General features: G+C 47.5%; 7 protein-coding genes. 1 reads left to right on the top strand and 6 read right to left on the bottom strand.

Annotation, left to right across the window (positions count from 1 at the left end):
• Positions 1–527: 527 nt before the first annotated feature.
• Entirely contained in the window at positions 528–722 is a 195-nt protein-coding gene (locus LX69_RS17530) for a hypothetical protein (protein WP_146260707.1), read from the top strand.
• Between the two features lie 1,707 nt (positions 723–2,429).
• On the opposite strand, the gene LX69_RS10020 is transcribed toward LX69_RS17530, so the two are convergent.
• The 6 genes from LX69_RS10020 to LX69_RS09995 form a co-directional block, all read right to left on the bottom strand.
• Positions 2,430–4,466 carry an Ig-like domain-containing protein gene (locus LX69_RS10020; RefSeq protein ID WP_111445896.1) on the bottom strand — a complete coding sequence of 679 codons (2,037 nt, stop codon included), beginning with the start codon at positions 4,464–4,466 and terminating at the stop codon, positions 2,430–2,432.
• A 214-nt stretch (positions 4,467–4,680) separates the two neighbouring features.
• On the bottom strand, positions 4,681–5,520 hold the full coding sequence (locus LX69_RS10015; RefSeq protein ID WP_111445895.1) for a LamG domain-containing protein: 840 nt from the start codon (positions 5,518–5,520) through the stop codon (positions 4,681–4,683).
• A 182-nt stretch (positions 5,521–5,702) separates the two neighbouring features.
• Positions 5,703–9,923 carry a leucine-rich repeat protein gene (locus LX69_RS10010; protein WP_111445894.1) on the bottom strand — a complete coding sequence of 1,407 codons (4,221 nt, stop codon included), beginning with the start codon at positions 9,921–9,923 and terminating at the stop codon, positions 5,703–5,705.
• 269 nt (positions 9,924–10,192) lie between these two features.
• Entirely contained in the window at positions 10,193–10,570 is a 378-nt protein-coding gene (locus tag LX69_RS10005; RefSeq protein WP_111445893.1) for an HU family DNA-binding protein, read from the bottom strand.
• Between the two features lie 90 nt (positions 10,571–10,660).
• Entirely contained in the window at positions 10,661–18,268 is a 7,608-nt protein-coding gene (locus LX69_RS10000) for a LamG-like jellyroll fold domain-containing protein (RefSeq protein ID WP_111445892.1), read from the bottom strand.
• A gap of 228 nt (positions 18,269–18,496) precedes the next feature.
• Positions 18,497–20,182 carry an FG-GAP-like repeat-containing protein gene (locus LX69_RS09995; protein ID WP_111445891.1) on the bottom strand — a complete coding sequence of 562 codons (1,686 nt, stop codon included), beginning with the start codon at positions 20,180–20,182 and terminating at the stop codon, positions 18,497–18,499.
• Positions 20,183–20,298 lie beyond the last annotated feature (116 nt).

The following is a 20,298-nucleotide window of genomic DNA, read 5'->3' as shown; positions in this document are numbered from 1 at the left end:
TATTTCAATGAATTGTTCATTTTCGAGTTCGGATTTGTGTACTACAGATTTTCGCTTTGTAAAGGTAGCGTAATGACGCTAGCTCTCCACTAAACACGGTAATAACCGCTATAGATTCCCGTTTCGGGGTTGGTGCGCATGGATACTTTGAAATACATGCCCCAAAGTAAACATGTAAACCGCTGATATACAATACCCCCTTGTGTACTACAAATGATTTTTCGAAAATTCAGACACTGATTATCAATGTATTACAAAAGCAAATAGAGCAAAAGAGACTATTTTGAGGTGAAAAAAGGTGTTTTTTTAATGAATTTTGGATGGAAAGCTGCAAGATGGGCTAACATACAATGATTTGACCATAACAGCACGAATGTCATCAATTGCTACAAACACCCCATGCAGGACAAGCAACGATACCCACAACACGACGAGGAACGACACCCACTGCACTACTATGATCGATACCCTCTGCACTACCATAATCGATACCCAAACACTACCATGACCGACATCCGAACACCACCATGACCGACACACAACCATTACCATCAACCATACCCATTCATTACGATCAACCATACCCACTCATTACCATCAATGACACCCATTCATTACCATCAATGACACCCGCAACACTACTAAAAACGATACCCAAACAGCACTACAATCGACATCCATCCATTACCACCAACGAAACCCCATGCACCACCATGGAATGATACCCATTGATAGCAATGCACAGAATCATCTCTCTTACTGACCCTTCAAAACCACCTCCCATTAGCATCAAACAGACAGCCATCTCCCCTATCACGGAAGCAAATACCACAAAACCCTACAATCCAATTTATTACAACAAATAAAAACCCACATCCGCCGCCCCGTCTCATTCCCCGTCAAGCAGAAAGCCACACCTCGCCAACCCGACCTCTTCCTCCCACCAACACAACAATTAGTATCAAATCATACAAAAAGTAAGGCTCTATTCAGATTCGCATGAGTAATCATAAGTATATACAATCCAATGTCGTTAAGATAGTGCGATTGACAGAAGAAAAAAAAGATGATTAGACTAAAGACAGATAGATTAGACTGAAGAAACGAAGAGAACGGATCTATACATCTGTTTTCATTTCATCATCGGCCTCTTTGTCTGACATCTTTTTCTCTTAACTAAACGACAATGAATGATGATAGGTAAAATATTGAGGATGTTTTGTTGTTAAACCAAAACAAGAAAAATAATATAATGAAAGAGCGCTATCGCAAGGGAGTGAAGACTTTTCAAGCTTTTTTATGGTGCCTTTGGGCACCAAAGCTCGGTAGATGAAGGTTAGGAAACCATCTTTCGCCCCGTTTGGGGCGAGAGGTAAACGAATCCCCTAAATGCTACCGATATTTGGCCCCTATGGGGCCTCCAAAAAGAGTATTGCTCGCGTCAAAAATGAAATCATTTGGTAATTAATCTATTCTTTTACTTGTGTTTGTAGCTTAAATATATCGTACAAACAGTGATTGGCAAATACCTTGACTGACCACAAAGCCTCACTGAACAGTTCAGCTTCTTAACTAAACGACATTGATATATACTCAAATATTTATTTCGTGCCCTCAAGCCGGGCAGGCTCTTACTTTTTATTCGGCAAGGGTTTGTTTTCATTTGCCCTCATGATTAAGCGTCGCTGTGCTCCGCTGAATTGGCTACAGCCCCAAAAAGTAAGCAATTTTTGCATTCAGTGAGAGCAGTGTGCAAACTGGTTTGCCAATGCCGAACGTTGCAAAAATCAGCTCTGCTAAAAAAGGCCGCCGCTGACGTAAAATGACTAAAAATCATAGGCCTTCACTAAAATCTGCGAACTCGCAAGCTCAAACAGCGCATCTTTCTTTGCTCGCGCAAAGCGACTTCGTCGATTATTTAACGCTCAGGCCTATGATTTTTTTAACGCCATTTTCATCTGTTTATAATTTAGTAATACGCTGATTTGCAATCCTTTTTTTTTGTCAACCGCGAATTGTTCGAATTAGACGAATTAAGAGGAGTATAATCATGCTCCTGTGTGTCGGTTGACGGCCGTCATGGCTGTTTCATCTGAATATTATTTGTTTTTAATTGGTCAGATGGAACTCGCCAGTAATCATGCTCCTGTGTATCGAATCGATAGACATGGCTCATTTCCGAAGGCGGCTTAGTTACCTTGTTTGATTTCGTTCCTCCATATTTTGCTTACCCATAGTATTCGACATAGAGCCATAAAACTCAGTGACCCTGTGTCTCCGTATTCATTAAAAACTCCTAAAAAGGCGATAAATCGCTTTCACAGACAAACAACGATGCTCATAAAACCATTCGAAAGCAAAAAGAGGCTGCCGATACCCATCGACAACCTCTTTTTATTACTGCATGCATCGCGAACGATGCCGTGACATCACTGCTTCACCAGTCGCAGCACGTCGACCTGTCCGTTGGTGCTGATCACTTTCACCAAATAAACACCCGGCTTGAGTGCGCCAATGGCCATGGAGCCCGTGGGGGCATCGTGCGTGAGCACGGTTTGCCCGGCCGCGTTCACAAACTGCACGCGTGAGACGGGGGCGGTAGCGTGAAGCGTCACCTGATCGGTGGCGGGGTTGGGGGAAAGTTGCATCGCATCATGAGCATTCGCACCCATGCCGGTGGCAGAAGCGACTTCAATGGACATGACCATCACATTGGATGTCAATTCACCATCGGTCACCGAAATGCCCACGCTAAGCGTTCCCGTAAACCCACTTGCAGGGGTTATGGTGTTGCCACTCACAGTGTAGTTCTCGCCGGGGGCAATGACCAACGAGAGGTCGTCGCCATCAACATCCGTGGCAACAACATCGTCCATGGTAAGGGTGATGTTTTCGCCCTTGTTGATGCTTTTGTCGGTAACGGCGGTAAGCACAGGTGTGTCGTTTACGGGGGTAATTGTAACGATAACGTTGGCTGTGTTGGTTAAATCACCATCGGAAATAATGTAGGCAATGGTGTCTGTGCCATGGTAGTCTGCTGCCGGGGTGTAATCTATTTTGCCGTTGCTGATGGTTGCCGTGCCGTGCAAAGGATAACCTGATGCAATGCCGCTTATTGAAATAAGATCTTTATCGGCATCGGAGTCGTTGGCCAGCGCATCAATAGTTGTCGTGCCGCTGTCTTCGGTGATTATTGCCGCATCGTTTAATGCGGAGGGTGCCGTATTTGCCACTTTTGTCAAAACAACAGTTGCGGTGTTTCCCCAAAGGGTATCGCCGGGTGCCAATACCTCGCCCACCCGGTATTGAAAGGAGTTTTGAGAGCCTGCCGGCGTTCCAGTGGGGAATGAATAATAGTATTTGTTGGTAATTGATCCTGTGTTGGGTAATTGTGTAAATTTAATGGCAAGTTTGCTTTGAAGGGTTTCATAATCGTAATCGTTGTTTAACACAGTCAGTAAAGACGTTCTTCCTGTTACACCAATATTGTCATTGAAAGCAAAAGGGGCATTATTGCTTATATCCTGTAAAACGGCGTAGGTGCTATCTTCCCGAATTGCCCAAACGGTTTCGAAACTGCCCAGATTGTTAAGGTTGGCTGGTTTTTTTATCTGTTCCGTGGAAAGCCGTGTAATATTGATTGTTGTTCCTTTGTCTTCACCACAATCAGAAGTTTTGGATACCTGCCAATTCCAATACACGTTGCTTATGGTGGAGTTAGCACTGTTAACCCCAGCCGTAGCCCCAACAAGATTAGTTTTCCCCGAAACAGTGCCGGCAAAATAGCCGTTTTCTATGTTCGAGGTAGAAATATTATACCCCACCATTCCACCTACGCAAGAGTTACCTTTAACACTACCAGTGAAATAACAATTGCTAATTTTGGTGCTGTAGTCGTTTATGCCTGCCAAACCACCGACATAATCTGTTCCTGATACATTTCCTGTAGAATAGCAGTTGCTTATTTGAGAATAATAGTTATTAGAACCGACCAACCCGCCTACATAATTTGCTCCTGAAACATCGCTTGTAGAATAGCAGTTGCTTATATTTGAGGATCCACTGGCATATCCCACCAAGCCACCTATATACCAACTCCCTGAAACAGCATTGCTGGCACGGCAACACTTTAGGGTGGATAAGTTGCTTCTACCCACGATACTTCCTACAAACTTATTCCCTTTAATAAAAGCATCGGTAACACATAAACTATCGATTGTAGCCTTGTTGCAATCGCCGAATAGACCAACACTCACAGTAGCACTACGATTGATGTACAGCCCCTTTATAGTATGTCCCTTGCCATTATAATGCCCATTGAAATTTGTGATTGTACTGTTTCCAATAGGCGAAAAACCAAGGCCACTGTTCCAATCTTTCGTACAGGTAGCATCAATGTCGGTAGTTTGGATAAAATAAGCACTCCAGGCCCAACTGTTTTGCGAAAGCCAATAAAGTTTCCCCAACGAAGCTATTTGGTAAGGGTCGGCTTGTGTTCCACTTCCTTCTGGTTTTCCATATTGAGTTACTGCAATTGTAATATCGTGATAGCCTGGAGCTGATATGGTAAGAGTTGCTTTCAGATCTGTTGTTGTTGTATTGGAACTATTGGTAGTAGCGATTATTGAGGCGTTTCCTGTACCGGATGCAATATCAATATCCAGCCAGTCGCCAGTTTTGCTAATAGTCCAGCTTCTGTTTGAATAAACGGAAGAATGCCTGACTGCTACCGGCAGTATCTGCTAAAACAATTTGGTCGGTGTAAACATAAATGGTGTCGGTATAACTGTCCGAATTGTATCCCTCCACCCAGTTTGATGTGGTGCCGGAGAGAGTGAAATAGGTTAGACTGCCGTTGTTCCTGTTTGTTGTAGCATCATAAAGAGTGTTGACTCCAGAGTTGTTGCCATTGACCATCCCTTGGTTAAAAGTGTAATAAGCAAGCAAGCCGGTTTCGGTGCCGGTAAGATTGCTTGTCATGGCCTCAATAATCTCGGCTTGAGTGCGGGAGGAGTTCCATACTCGGACTTCGTCGATTTTTCCTGTAAAGAAAAGAACACCCGACATTAATCTGCGACCAAGGTATAGAGCCTGCGTTCCGGCTTGGTACGTGTTTGCCAAAACAGATTTAGTTTGAACGCCGTTGACATATATACTTGCAGAATAGCCATTGTAGGTAGCTGCTATATGAGTCCAAGTATTGGCGGTAATAGCAGTCGTTCCCTTAATATCGATAAAACCGATGCCACCGTGGATTGTTAACACAGGGATATTGTCAGAAGCGATGTGTAGCTCCATGCCCGTATTTGAGTTTGTGCTCAACGTTGATAGTATGGCTTGGTCTTTTCCCAACGCTGTTGGGCAAACCCAGGCTTCAACCGTAAAGTTAGAGGGATTAATGGCCTTGATTCTCACGTAATCGTTCGTTCCATCAAAATATAGGGCATTGTTTGTTTGTGCCCACGCGCTTCCCAGCAGGGTGAGCCATAGGGTGATTGTGAGTAGAAGTTTTTGTTTCATTCATTCATTTCGTTAGATGTAGCTTTGTCTTATTGTTGAGCCCTTTCTGGGCTCTGGCAAGGATGTAGGGGACGTTATTACCCCCGGATTGCCACCCGGGGTTAATTATATTCCACCCTTCGGGGTTTGGAGGTAAAAATAAAGGACTTCTGCCGGAATATCCCGGCAGGAGTCCTATGTATTTACTGCTTAACCATTCGTATCACCACGGGCTTGCCCTTTGCAAAATCAACCTTAACTAGGTAGATGCCCGGCTTGAGCGAGCCCACCTGTATGCGGCCCGTAGGAGCCTCTGCCACCAGCACGGTTTGCCCGGCTAGGTTCACAAACGACACGCGACGGATTAGCTCCTCGCTCTCAATTACCACGTAGTCTGCAAATGGGTTAGGGTATGCTTTTACGGTTGCGGCGGTGGGCGCATCGATGCCCGTGCTTAGTGCAAACTCAGCGGTTACCGTTACATCGTAAGCCGGCATAATTATTTTACCATCCACAATCTCAACAATCATGCTCTCGTCGCCTGTTTTATAGGCACGCAGGCTGTTTTCAATCAACTTGTAACCTGCGATTGGCGTTGTGGATAGCGTAATTTCGGTATCGGTAACAATGCCCTCGCTTGGCGTGGCGGTAATGGTTCCGTTGGCCACGGTTGCTACGGTTAACACTTGCGGCAATGCCTCGAACTGCGCTGTTACGGTAACATCAAAGGCAGGCATTGTGAATTTCCCATCAACAATAGCCACTGCAACGCTTTCGTCGCCCGTTTTGTAAGCGCGCAAACTGTTTTCAACCAATTTGCAACCTTCGGCAGGCGTTGTGGATAGCGTAATTTCGGTGTCGGTAACAATTCCCTCGCTAGGTGAGGCGGTGATGCTTCCGTTTGCCACTGTTTCTATTGTTAGAATCTGTGGTAGTGCCTCGAACTCGGCAGTAACCGTAACATCAAAAGCAGGCATTACGAATTTCCCATCAACAATACTAACCGTTACGCTCTCATCGCCCGTTTTGTAGGCACTCAGGCTGTTTTCAGTCAACTTGTAACCTGCGGCTGGCGTTGTGGATAGCGTAATTTCAGTGTCGGTAACAATATCCTCGCTTGGCGTGGCGGTAATGATTCCGTTGGCTACTGTTTCTATTGTTAGAGTCTGTGGCAGTGCCTCGAATTCGGCAGTAACTGTAACATTGAATGCGGGCATATTAATTTTCCCGTCAGTAATATCAATAGTTACGGTTTCGTCATCTGTTTTATGGGCACGTAGGCTATTATCTACCAACTTGTAGCCATCGGCAGGGTTTGTGGTCAGCGTAATCTCTGTTCCAGTAACAATTCCCTCGCTAGGTGTGGCGGTAATGGTTCCGTTGACTACAGTTTCCACAGTTAACACTTGTGGTAAGCCTTCGAACTGGGCAGTTACGGTAAGGTCGAAAGCAGGCACGGTGATGGCATTGTTAACTATTGAAACGGCTGTGCTTGCATCGCCGGTTTTGTGCGCAGCAAGGCTGCCGGGCACCATAATATAACCAACAGCAGGTGCTGCCGACAGCGGTATGGTAACGCCTATTGGCATAAGCCCTGTGGGCGAAAGGCTATGCCCTCCCACGGTAAAATCCTCATGAGCGCTAATGGCTTGGCGTTCGACGGTATTCTCAATCTGCCAGCCATACCACAGGTTGTCGGTGGTATTGTCGTCAGCTGCTGCCTTGTAGGCGGCGTAGGCATTGGTAAGCTCGCTGCCGGAGGCATTGGCAATAGTAAGGTAGCGGGTTTCTGGACAGAGATTAAAGGAATTAACACTAAATACGTAGGGTGGTGTAGCACCAAGTATTATATCTTTAAGGGCTAAGAAACCGCTAAAAGCATAGTCTCCAATACTTGTAGCCATAGGGATGCTGATGGAGCTAAGGGGTAAGCAGGAGTAAAATGCATGTTCTCCAATACTTGTGACTATAGGGATGCTGATAGAACTGAGTTTCTGGCAATTATAAAAAGCAGCAGTTCCTACACTAGTAACCAAAGGGAAGTTAGCGGAAGTAAGGGCTACTCCGTTAATAAATGAATGACTGCCAATGCTGTTAACCAAAGGGAAGTTGGCGGAAGTAAGGGAAAAGCAGTTGCTAAACGCATAATCTCCAATGCTTGTAGCCAAAGGGATGTGAACGGAGCTAAGATTATTACATTCATAAAAAGTATAAGGCTCTATGGTTGTAGCCAATGGGAAGCTAGCAGAAGTAAGGGCTGTACATTTATTAAAAGCTTGTACCCCTATACTTTTAACTAGTGGAAAATCGGCTGAGCCAAGGAGCTTGCAATAGGAAAATGCTGATTCTCCAATACTTGTAGCTAAAGGGATATGGATTGACTCAAGGGCTTCGCAATATCTAAAAGCTTGTTTATTTATACTAGTAGCCAAAGGGAAACTGACGGAAGTAAGGGACTTGCATTCTTCAAACACATTTGTTCCTAAAATTGTAACCAAAGGGAAATTGGCTTCGGCAAGAACATTGCATTTGTAGAACGCAGAACTTCCAATACTTGTTGCCAAAGGGATATTTGCGGAGAGAAGGGAAGTGCAGCCCATAAAAGTTCCTGTCTCAATGCTGGTTACCAAAGGGAAATCGATACTAGTAAGAGCAGAGCTGCTAGCAAACGCACTGCGTCCAATATTAGTAACCAAAGGGAAATGGGCAGAGCTAAGAGCTGTGCAGGAAGAAAACGCATTGTATCCTATGTTTGTAACCAGTGGAGAATTGATTGAGCCAAGGGCTTTACAGTTCAAAAAGGCTTTATCCCCTATAGTTGTAACCTCGGGGAAGCTTACGGACTTTAGCTTATTGTAGTCCTTGAAATCTTCAATTTGAATTTCGGTTATGCCATATATGCTAACATGTTCAATGTTACTGTTGAAGATTTTATTAAACTTTGCGCGGGTGGTCGATACCTCAGTTATCCCATCGGTAATGGTAAAGTGGGTTAGGCTGCTTAAACTTCCACGGTTATTGGAAATCCATTGCCAGTCGGATGCAGTAACAGCGCCGGCGGTAATTTCCAGTTTTTGCACCTCGGCAAGGGGCATTGTTCCAATGGCTTCCTGTAGAGAGGTTCCTGAGTTGACAATAACGGAGGCATCAGTTTTGGTAATGGTAACCGAGTGTTGAGGCGTTTGTACGACATTAACATTAATAGGCATAGTTACGTCCACACCGGTAATGGTAAGTGTAGCCAGGCGTTCGGATACTGTGGTGTTGGTGTTTAAAGCAGTAACGGTAATAGTGGTATTGCCGGTTCCTGTCTCCTGGCTAAGGCTTAGCCAATCGGGTATTCCTGTTATTGACCAATCTACATTAGCCAATACATCAAAAGTGGCAGTACTACCCTCGGCTATACCAATCTTGAGTTGGTCTTGTGAAGCGCTAATGCTTTTTGTTTTTTGAATAACGGTTACTGTGGCATCGTCAACATTGTCTCCCGCAATAACCAGCTGAATACTACGTGGTGCTCCGGTGGTGTTGGCTTCGTTGGTTGTTAGGTTAATAACGGATGTGCCTGTACCCGAAGTTACTTCAAGGTCTAACCAGTCGGCAGCATCAACAATGCTCCATGAAGTATTTGATATTATGTTGAAAGTTGCCGTGCTGCCGCTTGTGCGTTCAATAACTATCTCGGCAGGAGAAGCGGAATGGGTTATGGTGTATCCCTCCACCCAGTTGGATGTTTCGCCGGTTAAGGCAAAGTTGTTTAGAGCGCTGTTCCTTCGGTTGCCGCTATTATCGTAATGAAACCAGTCGTCTTTGTTGTTTCCGCCCGCCGTGCCTACGTTAAAGTTGTAATAGACAAGTAAATCGGATCCGGTAGGAATGCTTGTCATCGTTTCTACAATTTGGGTTTGGGTGCGTGCGGTGCTCCAAATGCGCACCTCGTCGATACGACCGTTAAAGTATAACCCGCCTGGCGATAACCTGCGACCAATTACATGAACCTTCGAACCAATTGTATGTGTGCCTTTTGTTGATTTTTCCAGTGCGCCGTTTACGTAAATAGAAACATTTGTACCGTCATAGGTTGCAGCTATATGTGTCCATTTATTGGCAGTAACAATGGTTTTCCCCTTTACATCAAGACATTCGTTGCCATTGCGAACTGTAATTACTGGAATATTGTCGGGACCAATGTGTAACTCCATGCCATTCTTTTCCGATTCGCTCAGCGTAGATATTATTGCCTGGTCTTTTCCCAATGCGGTGGGGTAAACCCACGCCTCCAAAGTGAACGTGGTGGAATGAATTGCGGGCCCTGGCATGTAGTCATCTATGCCATCGAAGTGCAGGGAGTTGTTGCTCTGCGCCCATGCGCTCCCTAGTAGGGCGAGCCATAGGACTAGTGTGAGTAGAAGTTTTTGTTTCATTTATTATTTCGTTAGATGTTGTTTTGTCTTCTTGTTGAGCCCCGTCAGGGCTCTGGTAAGGGTGTGGGGGCGTTGTTAACCCCGGGTTGTCACCCGGGGTTATTAATATTCCACCCCTTTGGGGTTGTTGGTTGCATTCGTATGCTGAATTCTAAAATGCAACGGCAGGCGGAGGGCGATTTGCCGCCGTGCGGTCGGAGTAAAAATTCTGTGCGGTTGGAATTTTTACTCCGTACGGTCGGAAATACCCTCCTTCTGCTGATGCTATGTTAATCGGCCTTTTCGTAGTGTATGGCGTCAAGTGCCTTTTTAAGCTCGGTGCCGGGTGTAAATATCACCTTTGCGCTTTTGATATTCGATGCGCTGTAGCCCTCCTTGGTGTCGCTGCCCTCGCCCGATATGGATAGGCGGAACGTGCCAAACTCGCCCAGCTTAACGCTGTTGCCGGCTATCAGGTATTTTGGCAGCTCCTCAATAAGGTTTTCTATCACGTTGCTGATGTCGCCTGCTGTGAGCGACGAGCGTCCCGATATTTCCTTGCTGATTTGCGCTTTGCTTATAATCCCCAGATTTACGGGGTTTGGATACCATTTTTTTGGTGCATCGGGCTTTTGGGGATTGCCCTTCTCTACTAATTTGTACTTCATAATTACTAGTTTTTAATTGGGTTTATTATTGGTAAAAAAGCAGCCCCCTACACGTTTTACCCATTTAGGGGGCTGCAAATTGTTTGCTGTTTACTGCTTAACCATTCGTATCACCACAGGTTTGCCTTTTGCAAAGTCTACTTTAATCAGGTAGATACCCGGTAGCAGATTTTGTGTTGATATTTGTGCTTGGGGCATACTTGTGTGCTGCACGGTTTTGCCTAGGATGTTAATAAACGATACGCTGTGGATCGGCTCCTCGCTCTCAATTACCACGTAATCGGTAAATGGATTGGGGTATGCGCTTACGGTTGCGGTGATGTTATCGTCTATTCCCGTTGCGGGGGTAACGGTAACGGTCATCACCATTTGGTTGGATGTTAGCTCGCCATCGGTAACCGATATGCCCACGCTAAGTACACCCGTAAAGCCATTGGCTGGGGTTATGGTGGTGCCGTTCACGGTGTAGTTCTCGCCATTGGCAATTACTAGCGAAAGTTCGTCGCCCTCGGCATCGGTGGCGGTCACATCGTCCATGGTAAGGGTAAGGGTTTCGCCCTCCTTAATGGTTTTGTTGGCAACGGCTGTAAGTACTGGTGCATCGTTCACAGGGCTTATCGTAATGTTAATAAAGCCTCCAGATGTGTGATCACCATCGGTAATAGCGAAGGCGATATCGTCCACTCCGTGGTAGTTGGCATTGGGCTTGTAGGTGATGCGGTTATTCACAATGGCTGCTGTACCGTGCAATGTATAGTAGTCTAACAGACAGAGGATAGTCAGGTAGTCGCCATCGGGGTCGCTGGCCGTGCTAAGCGCATCGAACTCTTCAAGGGTGCTGTCCTCATCAATGGTAACTGTAAGATAGACTGACTCCGGTTCCTGGTTTTCTTTTTTAATCATGGTTGCCACGGCCTGTCCTCCCCAAAGGGTGTCGCCGGGGGCGGTAACTTCGCCCACCATGTACTTAAGCTTTGTGGTAGTGCCGGTGGCGGTGCCTGCGGGGAATGCAAAGCAGCTGTTTTGGGTAATCTCCCCGGGGCCATCCATGCTAAGAACCCTAAGTACCAGTTTCTCCTGTAGGGTTTCGTAGTCGTAGTCGTTGGCAAGCAGGTTGGTAATGCTTTGGCGTGCGCCAACGTGTATCTCCTCGGCAAAGGCAAAGGGAGCGTTGTTTTTGGAGCGATGCGCAGGGTAGGTTTGCCCCTCGCGTATTTGCCAGATACTATTAAAATCCCAAGAGATAAAGTTTGCCGCTTGCTTCATGCCCTCGGTGGTGAATTCAGTTAAATAACCGTGTGGTCCAGAAGTCTCGCCACAAGCAGCAACTCCGGGGTTTATATCACCATCAAATAGGGTACTGTCATAAATCCCGTCATCATCTCTTCCCACAATAGCACCGGTAAAACCCATTTCATCATTGAAAAGCATGCCGCCATTATAGCAATACCCAATATTGCCATATAAATTAACACCTGCAATACCTCCCAGGTATCCTCCGCTGGCATAAATGCTGGCGGTGTTGTAACAATTGGTTATTGTTGAGCTCTGGCTGTAGCCCGCAAGGCCACCGGTGTTAACATCGGAGCCATGTATAGTACCGCTTACGTAGGATCGGGTTATTGTAGAGATTGAACTCTCTCCGCATATTGCGCCAGTCTTATCACCTCCTTGAATATGAACGCCGGCAAGGCCAAGTTCGGTGATGTATGCATTCTCGATAATACCGAATAGGCCTGTACTCTCCATTTCGATGCGGTTTATGTACAGGTTCTTTATTACATGGTTCTTGCCATAGAGCATGCCCGTAAACTTCTCAATGGGTAGCCATCCCTTTTGGCTGTTGGCCTTGGAGTACTCGCTGCCATCGAAGTTGAGGTCGTTCATCAGTATAAAGCACTTGTCGCTGTAGCTGCGCACGGCGTTTAGCTGGGCAATGGTGGTTATCTTGTAGGGGTTATCTATGGTACCCTCGCCATCGAAAGGGATAACCGCAATGCGCTGCCTATGGTGGGTTACTGCGCCGTTTGCATCGGTGGCGGTAACGGTAAGCGTAGGCTCGTTGGCGTTGTCGGGGGTCCAGGTAAGGGTGTTGTCGGTTTCGCTTAGGGTCATGCCCTCCACGCCGCTAATGCTAACCGAGGCTACCGTATTGTCCATACCTACCACACGCAGGGTGTGGGTGTAGGGTTTGTTTATTTGGGCAGTATCGGCTACGGGTAGCACCACGGGGTGGTTGTACATGCCGCGCAGGCGGGGCAGGGTTTGTCCCTCGGTAATTTGCCAGGTATCGGTAAAGTCCCAATCGGTAAAGCTGGCCTGCTGCATAAGCTGCTGTGCGGTAAGGCGTGTGCCCTCAAAGTTGGTAACATCGGCATTGCCCTCCAGCAGGTAGTAATTGTTGATTATAGAGCTTCCCGATACATCTCCGAATAGTCCCCTGTAGGCGGCCGAGTCGGTTGCCACGCTAACAGAGTAGCAGCTAGTGAAGTCGGGTTCGCCTGCACCAAGCAGCCCGCCCACATGCTTCCTGCCGCTAACAGTGCCGGCGGCGTAGCTGTTGCTTAGCGATGCAGCATTATTATAGCCAATAAGCCCTCCCACGAACATATCGCCCTTAACCGTTGCGTTGGCATAGCATTTGGCTACCTGCGAATCCTTGCTTTCACCTACCAGCCCGCCAATGGAGCTATTACCCTTTACGCTGCCCGTAACGTAGCAGCCGGTAATGGTTGAATTATCTAGTAGCCCGGTAATGCCACCGCATTGGTGATGTCCGGTGATATTAACATCAACAAGCCCCAAATTTTTAATGGTAGCCTTGTAACAAGGGCCAAATAGCCCAAGGTTACCACCATAGGGTTGTTTAATGTACAGGTTTTTAATTATATGCCCGTTGCCATTGAAATGGCTACGGAAATAATGGTCTTCTGAATTGCCTATGGGTTGCCATCCGGTAGCCTCAGGGTATTGGGGGTTGTAGGCGTACTTGGTGCCGGCAAAGTCCAGGTCGTTCATTAGCAGGAAGTGGGTGTATGGCTGCATTTGGCGCATCATGTCGAGCTCGGCAATGGTGTGTATAAGGTATGGGTTGGCCTCGGTGCCTTCGCCCCACAGCTCCACTGTTATTGTGTAGGTGTAGGCCACCGCTTTGCCATTGGTGTCGGTAATGGTAATGGTTACATCGTACTGTCCACCTGTCGTTGGAGTCCAATCAATAAACCGATCGATTAGCTCCATCCCCTCGGGTGCCTTGGTGAGCTCAACCGATGCCACGGGGTAATCCATCTCCACTATTTCAATATTTGCGTAGTATGGTACGTTAGGTATGCCGTCGATGGGGTATGTGGGCAGCAGCAACGGGTAGTTGTACACCCCTTGCAGGCGTGGGAACGATTTGCCCTCAGTCATGCTCCACACATTGGTAAAGTCCCAGCCCTCAAAATTTGCCTGCTGCTGCATCTGGGCAGTTGTTAGGCCAATAGCTGGGGAATTGGTATCGGTAAATAGCTCCTTATTAAAGTAGCCGTGGGCAGTGCCATCGTTTTGCCACACAAACCCATCGTTATACATTCCGTAAAGGCTTCCAACCGCTGTGTAGCTCCCCGAAATTGTGCCAGAGTTTCCAAAGCATAAACCCGCTAAATTGTCTCCGGCAATAAAACCCGAAGTGTAGCAGTTGCTTATGGTACCAGAGTTTTTACAAGCCAGCATTCCCATACCACTTCCTGTCATATACCCGGTTACGTAGCAGGCATTAATGGTACCCTCGTTATAACTAACCAGCCCTGCACAGCCGGCTCCTTTTACCAGGATGTTAACCAGCGCCAGGCTATCGATACGGGCTTCGGGGGCAGTTTTATAGAACAGTCCGTACCCTAAGAGGTTGCTAATGGCGTAGCCCTTGCCGTTGAATGTTCCGGCAAAATAGTTTGTATTACTCATGCTAATTGCCCGGAAGCCGTCGGGCCAGTTGTGGGTTTCCTGTGCATCAATATCGTTGGTTAGCACGTAGTGGGAGCGCAGGTAGGGCGACTCATAGTCCAGGTTCTCCGACATCCACCGCAGGTTGTCCAGAGTGGATATTTGGAATGGGTTTGCAGCCGTTCCGTCGCCCAGCGGCATGTAGTCCGATTTTTGGGTAATGCGTAGCTGCACTGGGTAGGCGTCGGCTCCCGTTAGCAGGGGCGTAGAAACGTTGTTTCGATATCCCAATACAGAGTTGTTTGCCGTGATGGTAACGGTGGCATTGCCGGTGCCGTATGCGGGTTCACAATAAAAGTGCCCGTTTATGTTATCGAACTGCCAATCGGTGCCGGATGTAACCTGCACCTGCACGGAGCTGCCCGCCTCCTTGCCAACGAGTATATCGGTTTGCGAAATGGAGAGTTCCTTGGCGTTGAAGCGCTGCGTAATGGGATAGGTTTCGCCATTAACGCTAATCACTCCGTATATATCCGTTAAGCCGGTATTCTCGGTTAGGGCGGTAATGGTTAGCTCGGCATTCCCTGCCCCCTCGGTGGGCGAAACAGAGAATAGGTGCGAGTAGGGTGCGGTGCTAGCGCTCCAGGGGATATTATTAGTAATGGTAATAATATCGGTGCTGCCCTGCTGGTATCCTAGTGTGGCTTGGGTTTTGGAAACGGTAAACACCTCCGGGGCAGCCTCCTGCTTCACGGTAATGGTAATATCGTTAGCTTCCGCAGCCGTGAGGGTAAACACCACCTCGCGCTCAAAGCCCCAGGGGTTGGCTCTTTTAGTGGTAAAAATCAGTTCTCTAGTTTCTCCCATAGTTAAAAAGCCAACTTGCAGCCAATCTGGACTTTCTTCGATATTGGTAATTTCATAATTACCATCGCACGTTATGGTAACAGATTGCGATTGCTCTGCCTCTTTGCCCAGCGTAACAGTGTTGGCAGAGGCTGATAGCTTGGGCTCAAAGGTGGCTGTAACCGTAATATTATCGTTAGGCATTTCGAACTTATTGTTCTCAATACCTTGTATAATATTTTCGTTGCCAGTTTTATAAGCTCTGGGGCTGCCGTTGGCGAGCTTATACCCATAGCTTGGCGTGGCAGTTACGTTTATGGTTGTCCCTGCGGGGTAGCCCCCAAACACCATTTCATCGGGAGTGCCGGCGGTAAGAGTGCCGTTCTCTGGCTCATTAACAACAAGTTTGTATGGCTGGCGGTCAATAGTACAACCAAACCAGAGGTTGTCGGTGGTGTTGCCATCATCCACGGCCTTATAGGATGTCCGGGCATTCTCCAACTCCGTGCCGGTAAGCAGGTTCCCGTTGGCATCGGCAAGGGTTAGGTAGCGGGGCGATTTAGCATAATTAAAAACTTCAGAACCAACCTTCGGAGGGTTGGCTCCCAGTGCCATGTATGTAAGATTGCTGCAGCTGTAAAATGTTCGATAGGGGATACTGGTGATTTTTGGAAGGCTTATTTTTTTTAGGTTCGTGCAAGATGAAAAAGATAATTTATTGATATACTCTAAATTCGGTAAATCGAATTCTTCAATAGAAGAACATAATGCAAAAGCAGCCTCGTCGATACCAATAAGTTTTGGGATGTGCAAATTTGTATTAAGCTTAGTACATTGTAAAAATGATCTGTCTCCTACATATCTTGTATCCGGGAGGTATGCTTTAGTTAGATTTGAACAAGCGCTAAAAGCATAGTTGCCAATCCCATCAATTTTGTGAATGATTACCTCTTCTAATTGAGAGCCAAAATAAGATCGTCCTTCCCAATCTGCTAGGTTGGGGATATTTGCCACTGAAGTAACGCTGTTACCTATGGTTAAATGCGTAATATCAGTTAGGCTACTCTTATTATCGTAAAACCAACGCCAATCGGACGCAATAACTTTTCCATTAATGACCTCAATTTTTTTAATTTCGTTTAGGATAGTGGTTACAATGGCTTCCTGCAACGTGTTTCCTTTGCTGGTAATAACGGAGGCATCGGTTTTAGTAATGATAACCGAGACTATAGGCGACTGTGCTACGGCGATGGTAATGGGTTCAGTAATGCCTGTACCCATAAGGGTAAATGAAGCCGTACGTTCAGTTGTTGCTGAATTTTCGCTTAACGCGGTAAGGGTTATGCTGCCGTTACCGCTACCTGAGATAGCGCTCAGCTCGAGCCAGTCGGCGCTGCCGCTAATAGTCCAAGCGGTGTTTGAGGTGATAGTAATACTACCGTTGCTGCCGCTGGCCGCATCGAGCGTAAGCGTGGTGGGGGTGGCGGAGAGGTTGTAGGTTGGCGTGGTACCCGCCACAAAGCCCTCCACCCAGTTGGAGGTAGAACCGGTAAGGGCAAACCCGTTTAGCGTACCGTGCTTTGCGTTGGTAGTGGCATCGGTTAGTGTGGTAATTCCGCTATTGCTGCCAGTTGCCGTACCCTGATTAAAGTTGTAGTAGGCAAGCAGGCTGCTTTCGGTGCCGGTAAGCGGGTTGTCCTTGGCGGCAGCGATTTCGGTTTGCGTGCGAACTACGTTCCATATACGTACCTCGTCGATACGCCCGGCAAAGCGTTTCTCCTCGTTATCGGGTCGTCGGCCAATGAACAGGTTGCTGGTTCCGGGAGCGTAGCTTGTGGCGGCTGCTGTAGCTGCCTCTGCGCCGTTAATGTAGAGCTTCACAGTGCCGCCGTTGTAGGTGGCTGCCAAGTGCGTCCACGTGTTAATGGCTACGGTTGAGGTGGCCTTCACGTCGAGCCAGTTACTCCCATTGCGAATGGTTACTAAGGGTTTGTTGTCGCTGGCAACATGCAGTTCCATGCCTGATGCGTTAGCCACGCTCAGCGTGGAGATAACCGCTTGGTCACGGTTTAGCTGCGTTGGGTACACCCACGCCTCCATGGTGAAGGTGGCGGGGTTAACGGCAGGGCACTGAACGTAGTCGGAAGTGCCATCGAAGTGCAGGGCGTTGTTAGCCGCTGGGGGTGTTGGAGGTGTGTAACCCACTACCCAGTTGGATGTTGCACCAGTTACGGCAAAATCCTTTAGCGTACCGTGCTTTGCGTTGGTTGTGGCATCGGTAAGGGTGGTTCCTGTAGTTTGGTTAAAGTTGTAGTAGGCAATAATTTTATCTTCGTTTCCTGTGGGAGAGGCTTGCTTAATGGTTTCAATCTCAGTCGGTGTAAGGGCTTTGTGCCAAATGCTTACCTCGTCCATGGTGCCCTTGAAGTAATTGTCAACAGACCATGCGCTTTTGCCCAGCCAATTGTTGGCGCGGGTAACATTTTGGGGAATGGAAATGCTCCCGCTTTTCACTGCGGCTCCATCTATATAAATGGTAGCATCACCTGTGCTGCTAATGGTTGCAGCGACGTGGTGCCAAGTATCTGCCGTAACCACCGCGGCATCGGTCTTTATTTCCGAATTGGTGGTTCCACTGGCGCATTGAAAAATCAACGTTCCTGATGACGCATCGGTACGCAGAATAATGCTGTTGTTTACATTACCCGAGCCGTTGCCTATCTCAAACACGCGGGCATTTCCCGTAAAGGCATCCCACTTTACCCATGCGGTAAAGGTGAAACCCTGTGAGAAATCGTGTGTGGTTGTAAAATCGGGCAGGTCAACGTAGTCGTTGCTGCCATCGAAGTGCAGGGCGTTCCCCTGCGCCCATGCGCTCCCCAGTAGGGTGAGCCATAGGATTAGCGTGAGTAAAAGCTTGTTTTTCATATATTTTAAAAAAGTATTAAGACATCAGTATCAAGACACAAGACGATGAACGTTTTTAACCATTGGCTAGGCCGATTTCCGATTTCCGTGCGTGTCCCTTGATGAGCGTCGTGATTGTTTTATGTGTTGATAATGTAAGCCCCTTGTCTCTCCGAAAGGAAGCGTTGAAAATGAAACCTTCAAGGTTTTAAAAACCTTGAAGGTTTGATAACAGCCTGACAAATAAGCTTATTGCACCAACACTTTAAACACATATCTATCAGTCTCCGAGAGCAGTTCGATACAATAGGTGCCTTTGGCTTGGTTGCCCATATTGATTTGCCAAGTATCATTCACGATTTTGCCCGACAGCACTTTTCTACCGCTCAGCTGATAGACATTGTATTGCATGGGGTTGTCGTTTATTGAAAGCATTTCAACGGTCACCAGGCCGGTGGCGGGATCGTGATAAATGTTGATGTCGCCGCTATTGAGGGTTTTGATGCCGGTCGCCTTGGCCACGGCAAGCGTCTGTAACACCGGTTCGGCGGCTGCAAACTGTTTGTTCCCGACTTGTGATGCGGTGATGACTGTTTCACCCACGCCCACGATGGTCACCGTGTTACCCGTGATGGTGGCCACAGCCTCATTAGAGCTGGTGTAAGTCACCGCCAGGTCGGCAGACGAGACTGCCTGCAGGGCGAAGGGCTCACTGGCAGTGGTTTTCCCCTCCGGGACGTTGAAGGTGATGGTCTGTGAGGCTTTCAGGTTCTTCCAGGCGGATTGATTGGTTCCTAAGGCAGAATATAGATCCCCGGGCTGAAAGATGTCGATGGCGCCATCGCCATTGAGGTCAGCCAGCAACGTTGACGAGAGTTTCGACAAACCCTCTAAGGCCGGGAGAGGCAGGTCCGCGGCATCAGTCAACCGCGTAAACACGCCATTGCCATCGTTGCGAACATAAATCACATCTTCCACATCTAAATCTTTATCCTCAAATCCGGGGAAAAAGAGAAACAGGTCTTCGTCACCATCTGCATCCATGTCGGCCACGGCCAGTTGCGAATTGGGAGAAAAACCGGATAAGACGTCACCGATGGGAACATTGGCAACCGGTTCACCAAAGGAATGGTCGTCTGCCTGATACAAAGTGGCCGTGTGAATGGCTGAATTATAGTAAATGCTATAGGTCACCAAATCGTCCAACCCATCGCTATTCACATCCATGAACTTGGCGGCTAAATAGGTATAATCGACAAATGCAGTAGACTGAGACCAAGAGCCATCATCAACATACTTTTGAGCATCGGCATCCCACTCATAATGGGACATAAAACAGCCTGACTTTTTATTAGTGGTGACCAAATCGAGTTGACCATCGCCATCAAAGTCCCGGATATCCAGACTCGTCAATCCATCATTGTCCACACCGACAAAAGGGTTCTTCTCGTCGTTCTCCCTAAAAGTGCCATTCACATTTTCGAAATACACAATGGATGTCCCATACTGATTGGTGGCAACGAGTGCGGCATCCAGGTCGCCATCACCATCCATATCCACCAACACGCCGTCGAGGATGCGATAATAGTTATCGGGATCATTATACAGCCCTGTCAATTGGGTAAATGCGATGGGGCTTTGTCCGTCGGCCCACTTCTCGAAGCGAGGCATCTGGGCTTTCGCCTGACCGGCCACCAGAGCCAGGCAGGCCGTTGCGCCAGCCATCTTCACCGCCAGAGAGGGGTTAAAGGCGGCCACACGGGCATAGAGGCGTTGCAGACTGGCCTTCAGGCGCATCTGACGGGCGGTGGTGAGCGATGGAAACACGCCGTTGCGCATCAACGCATGCACATGTTGCAACAGGTTGCGATACTTCACAACCGAACCAAAATATTGGCAAAAAGCAGGTGAAAGGGGTAAAAATTGTTTTTTCATTGTTTTAAATTGAAATATTAGTATCAAGTATCAAGACGCAAGATGTAAGATGTAAGTAGCAAGACGCAAGTCTCAAGATGTGAGTATCAGGACGCAAGCCGAGGAGAACCTATGGA

The sequence above is a fragment of the Breznakibacter xylanolyticus genome, assembly GCF_003254275.1.
Lineage (GTDB): Bacteria > Bacteroidota > Bacteroidia > Bacteroidales > Marinilabiliaceae > Breznakibacter > Breznakibacter xylanolyticus.
This window is presented reverse-complemented; position numbering and strand designations above follow the sequence as displayed.

Bases quoted from the DNA above. Each gene is read 5' to 3' on its own strand.
- LX69_RS17530 (WP_146260707.1), top strand. From the start codon at position 528: ATGACCGACACACAACCATTACCATCAACCATACCCATTCATTACGAT.
- LX69_RS10015 (WP_111445895.1), bottom strand. From the start codon at position 5,520: ATGAAACAAAAACTTCTACTCACAATCACCCTATGGCTCACCCTGCTG.
- LX69_RS10010 (WP_111445894.1), bottom strand. From the start codon at position 9,923: ATGAAACAAAAACTTCTACTCACACTAGTCCTATGGCTCGCCCTACTA.
- LX69_RS10005 (WP_111445893.1), bottom strand. From the start codon at position 10,570: ATGAAGTACAAATTAGTAGAGAAGGGCAATCCCCAAAAGCCCGATGCA.
- LX69_RS10000 (WP_111445892.1), bottom strand. From the start codon at position 18,268: ATGAAAAACAAGCTTTTACTCACGCTAATCCTATGGCTCACCCTACTG.
- LX69_RS09995 (WP_111445891.1), bottom strand. From the start codon at position 20,182: ATGAAAAAACAATTTTTACCCCTTTCACCTGCTTTTTGCCAATATTTT.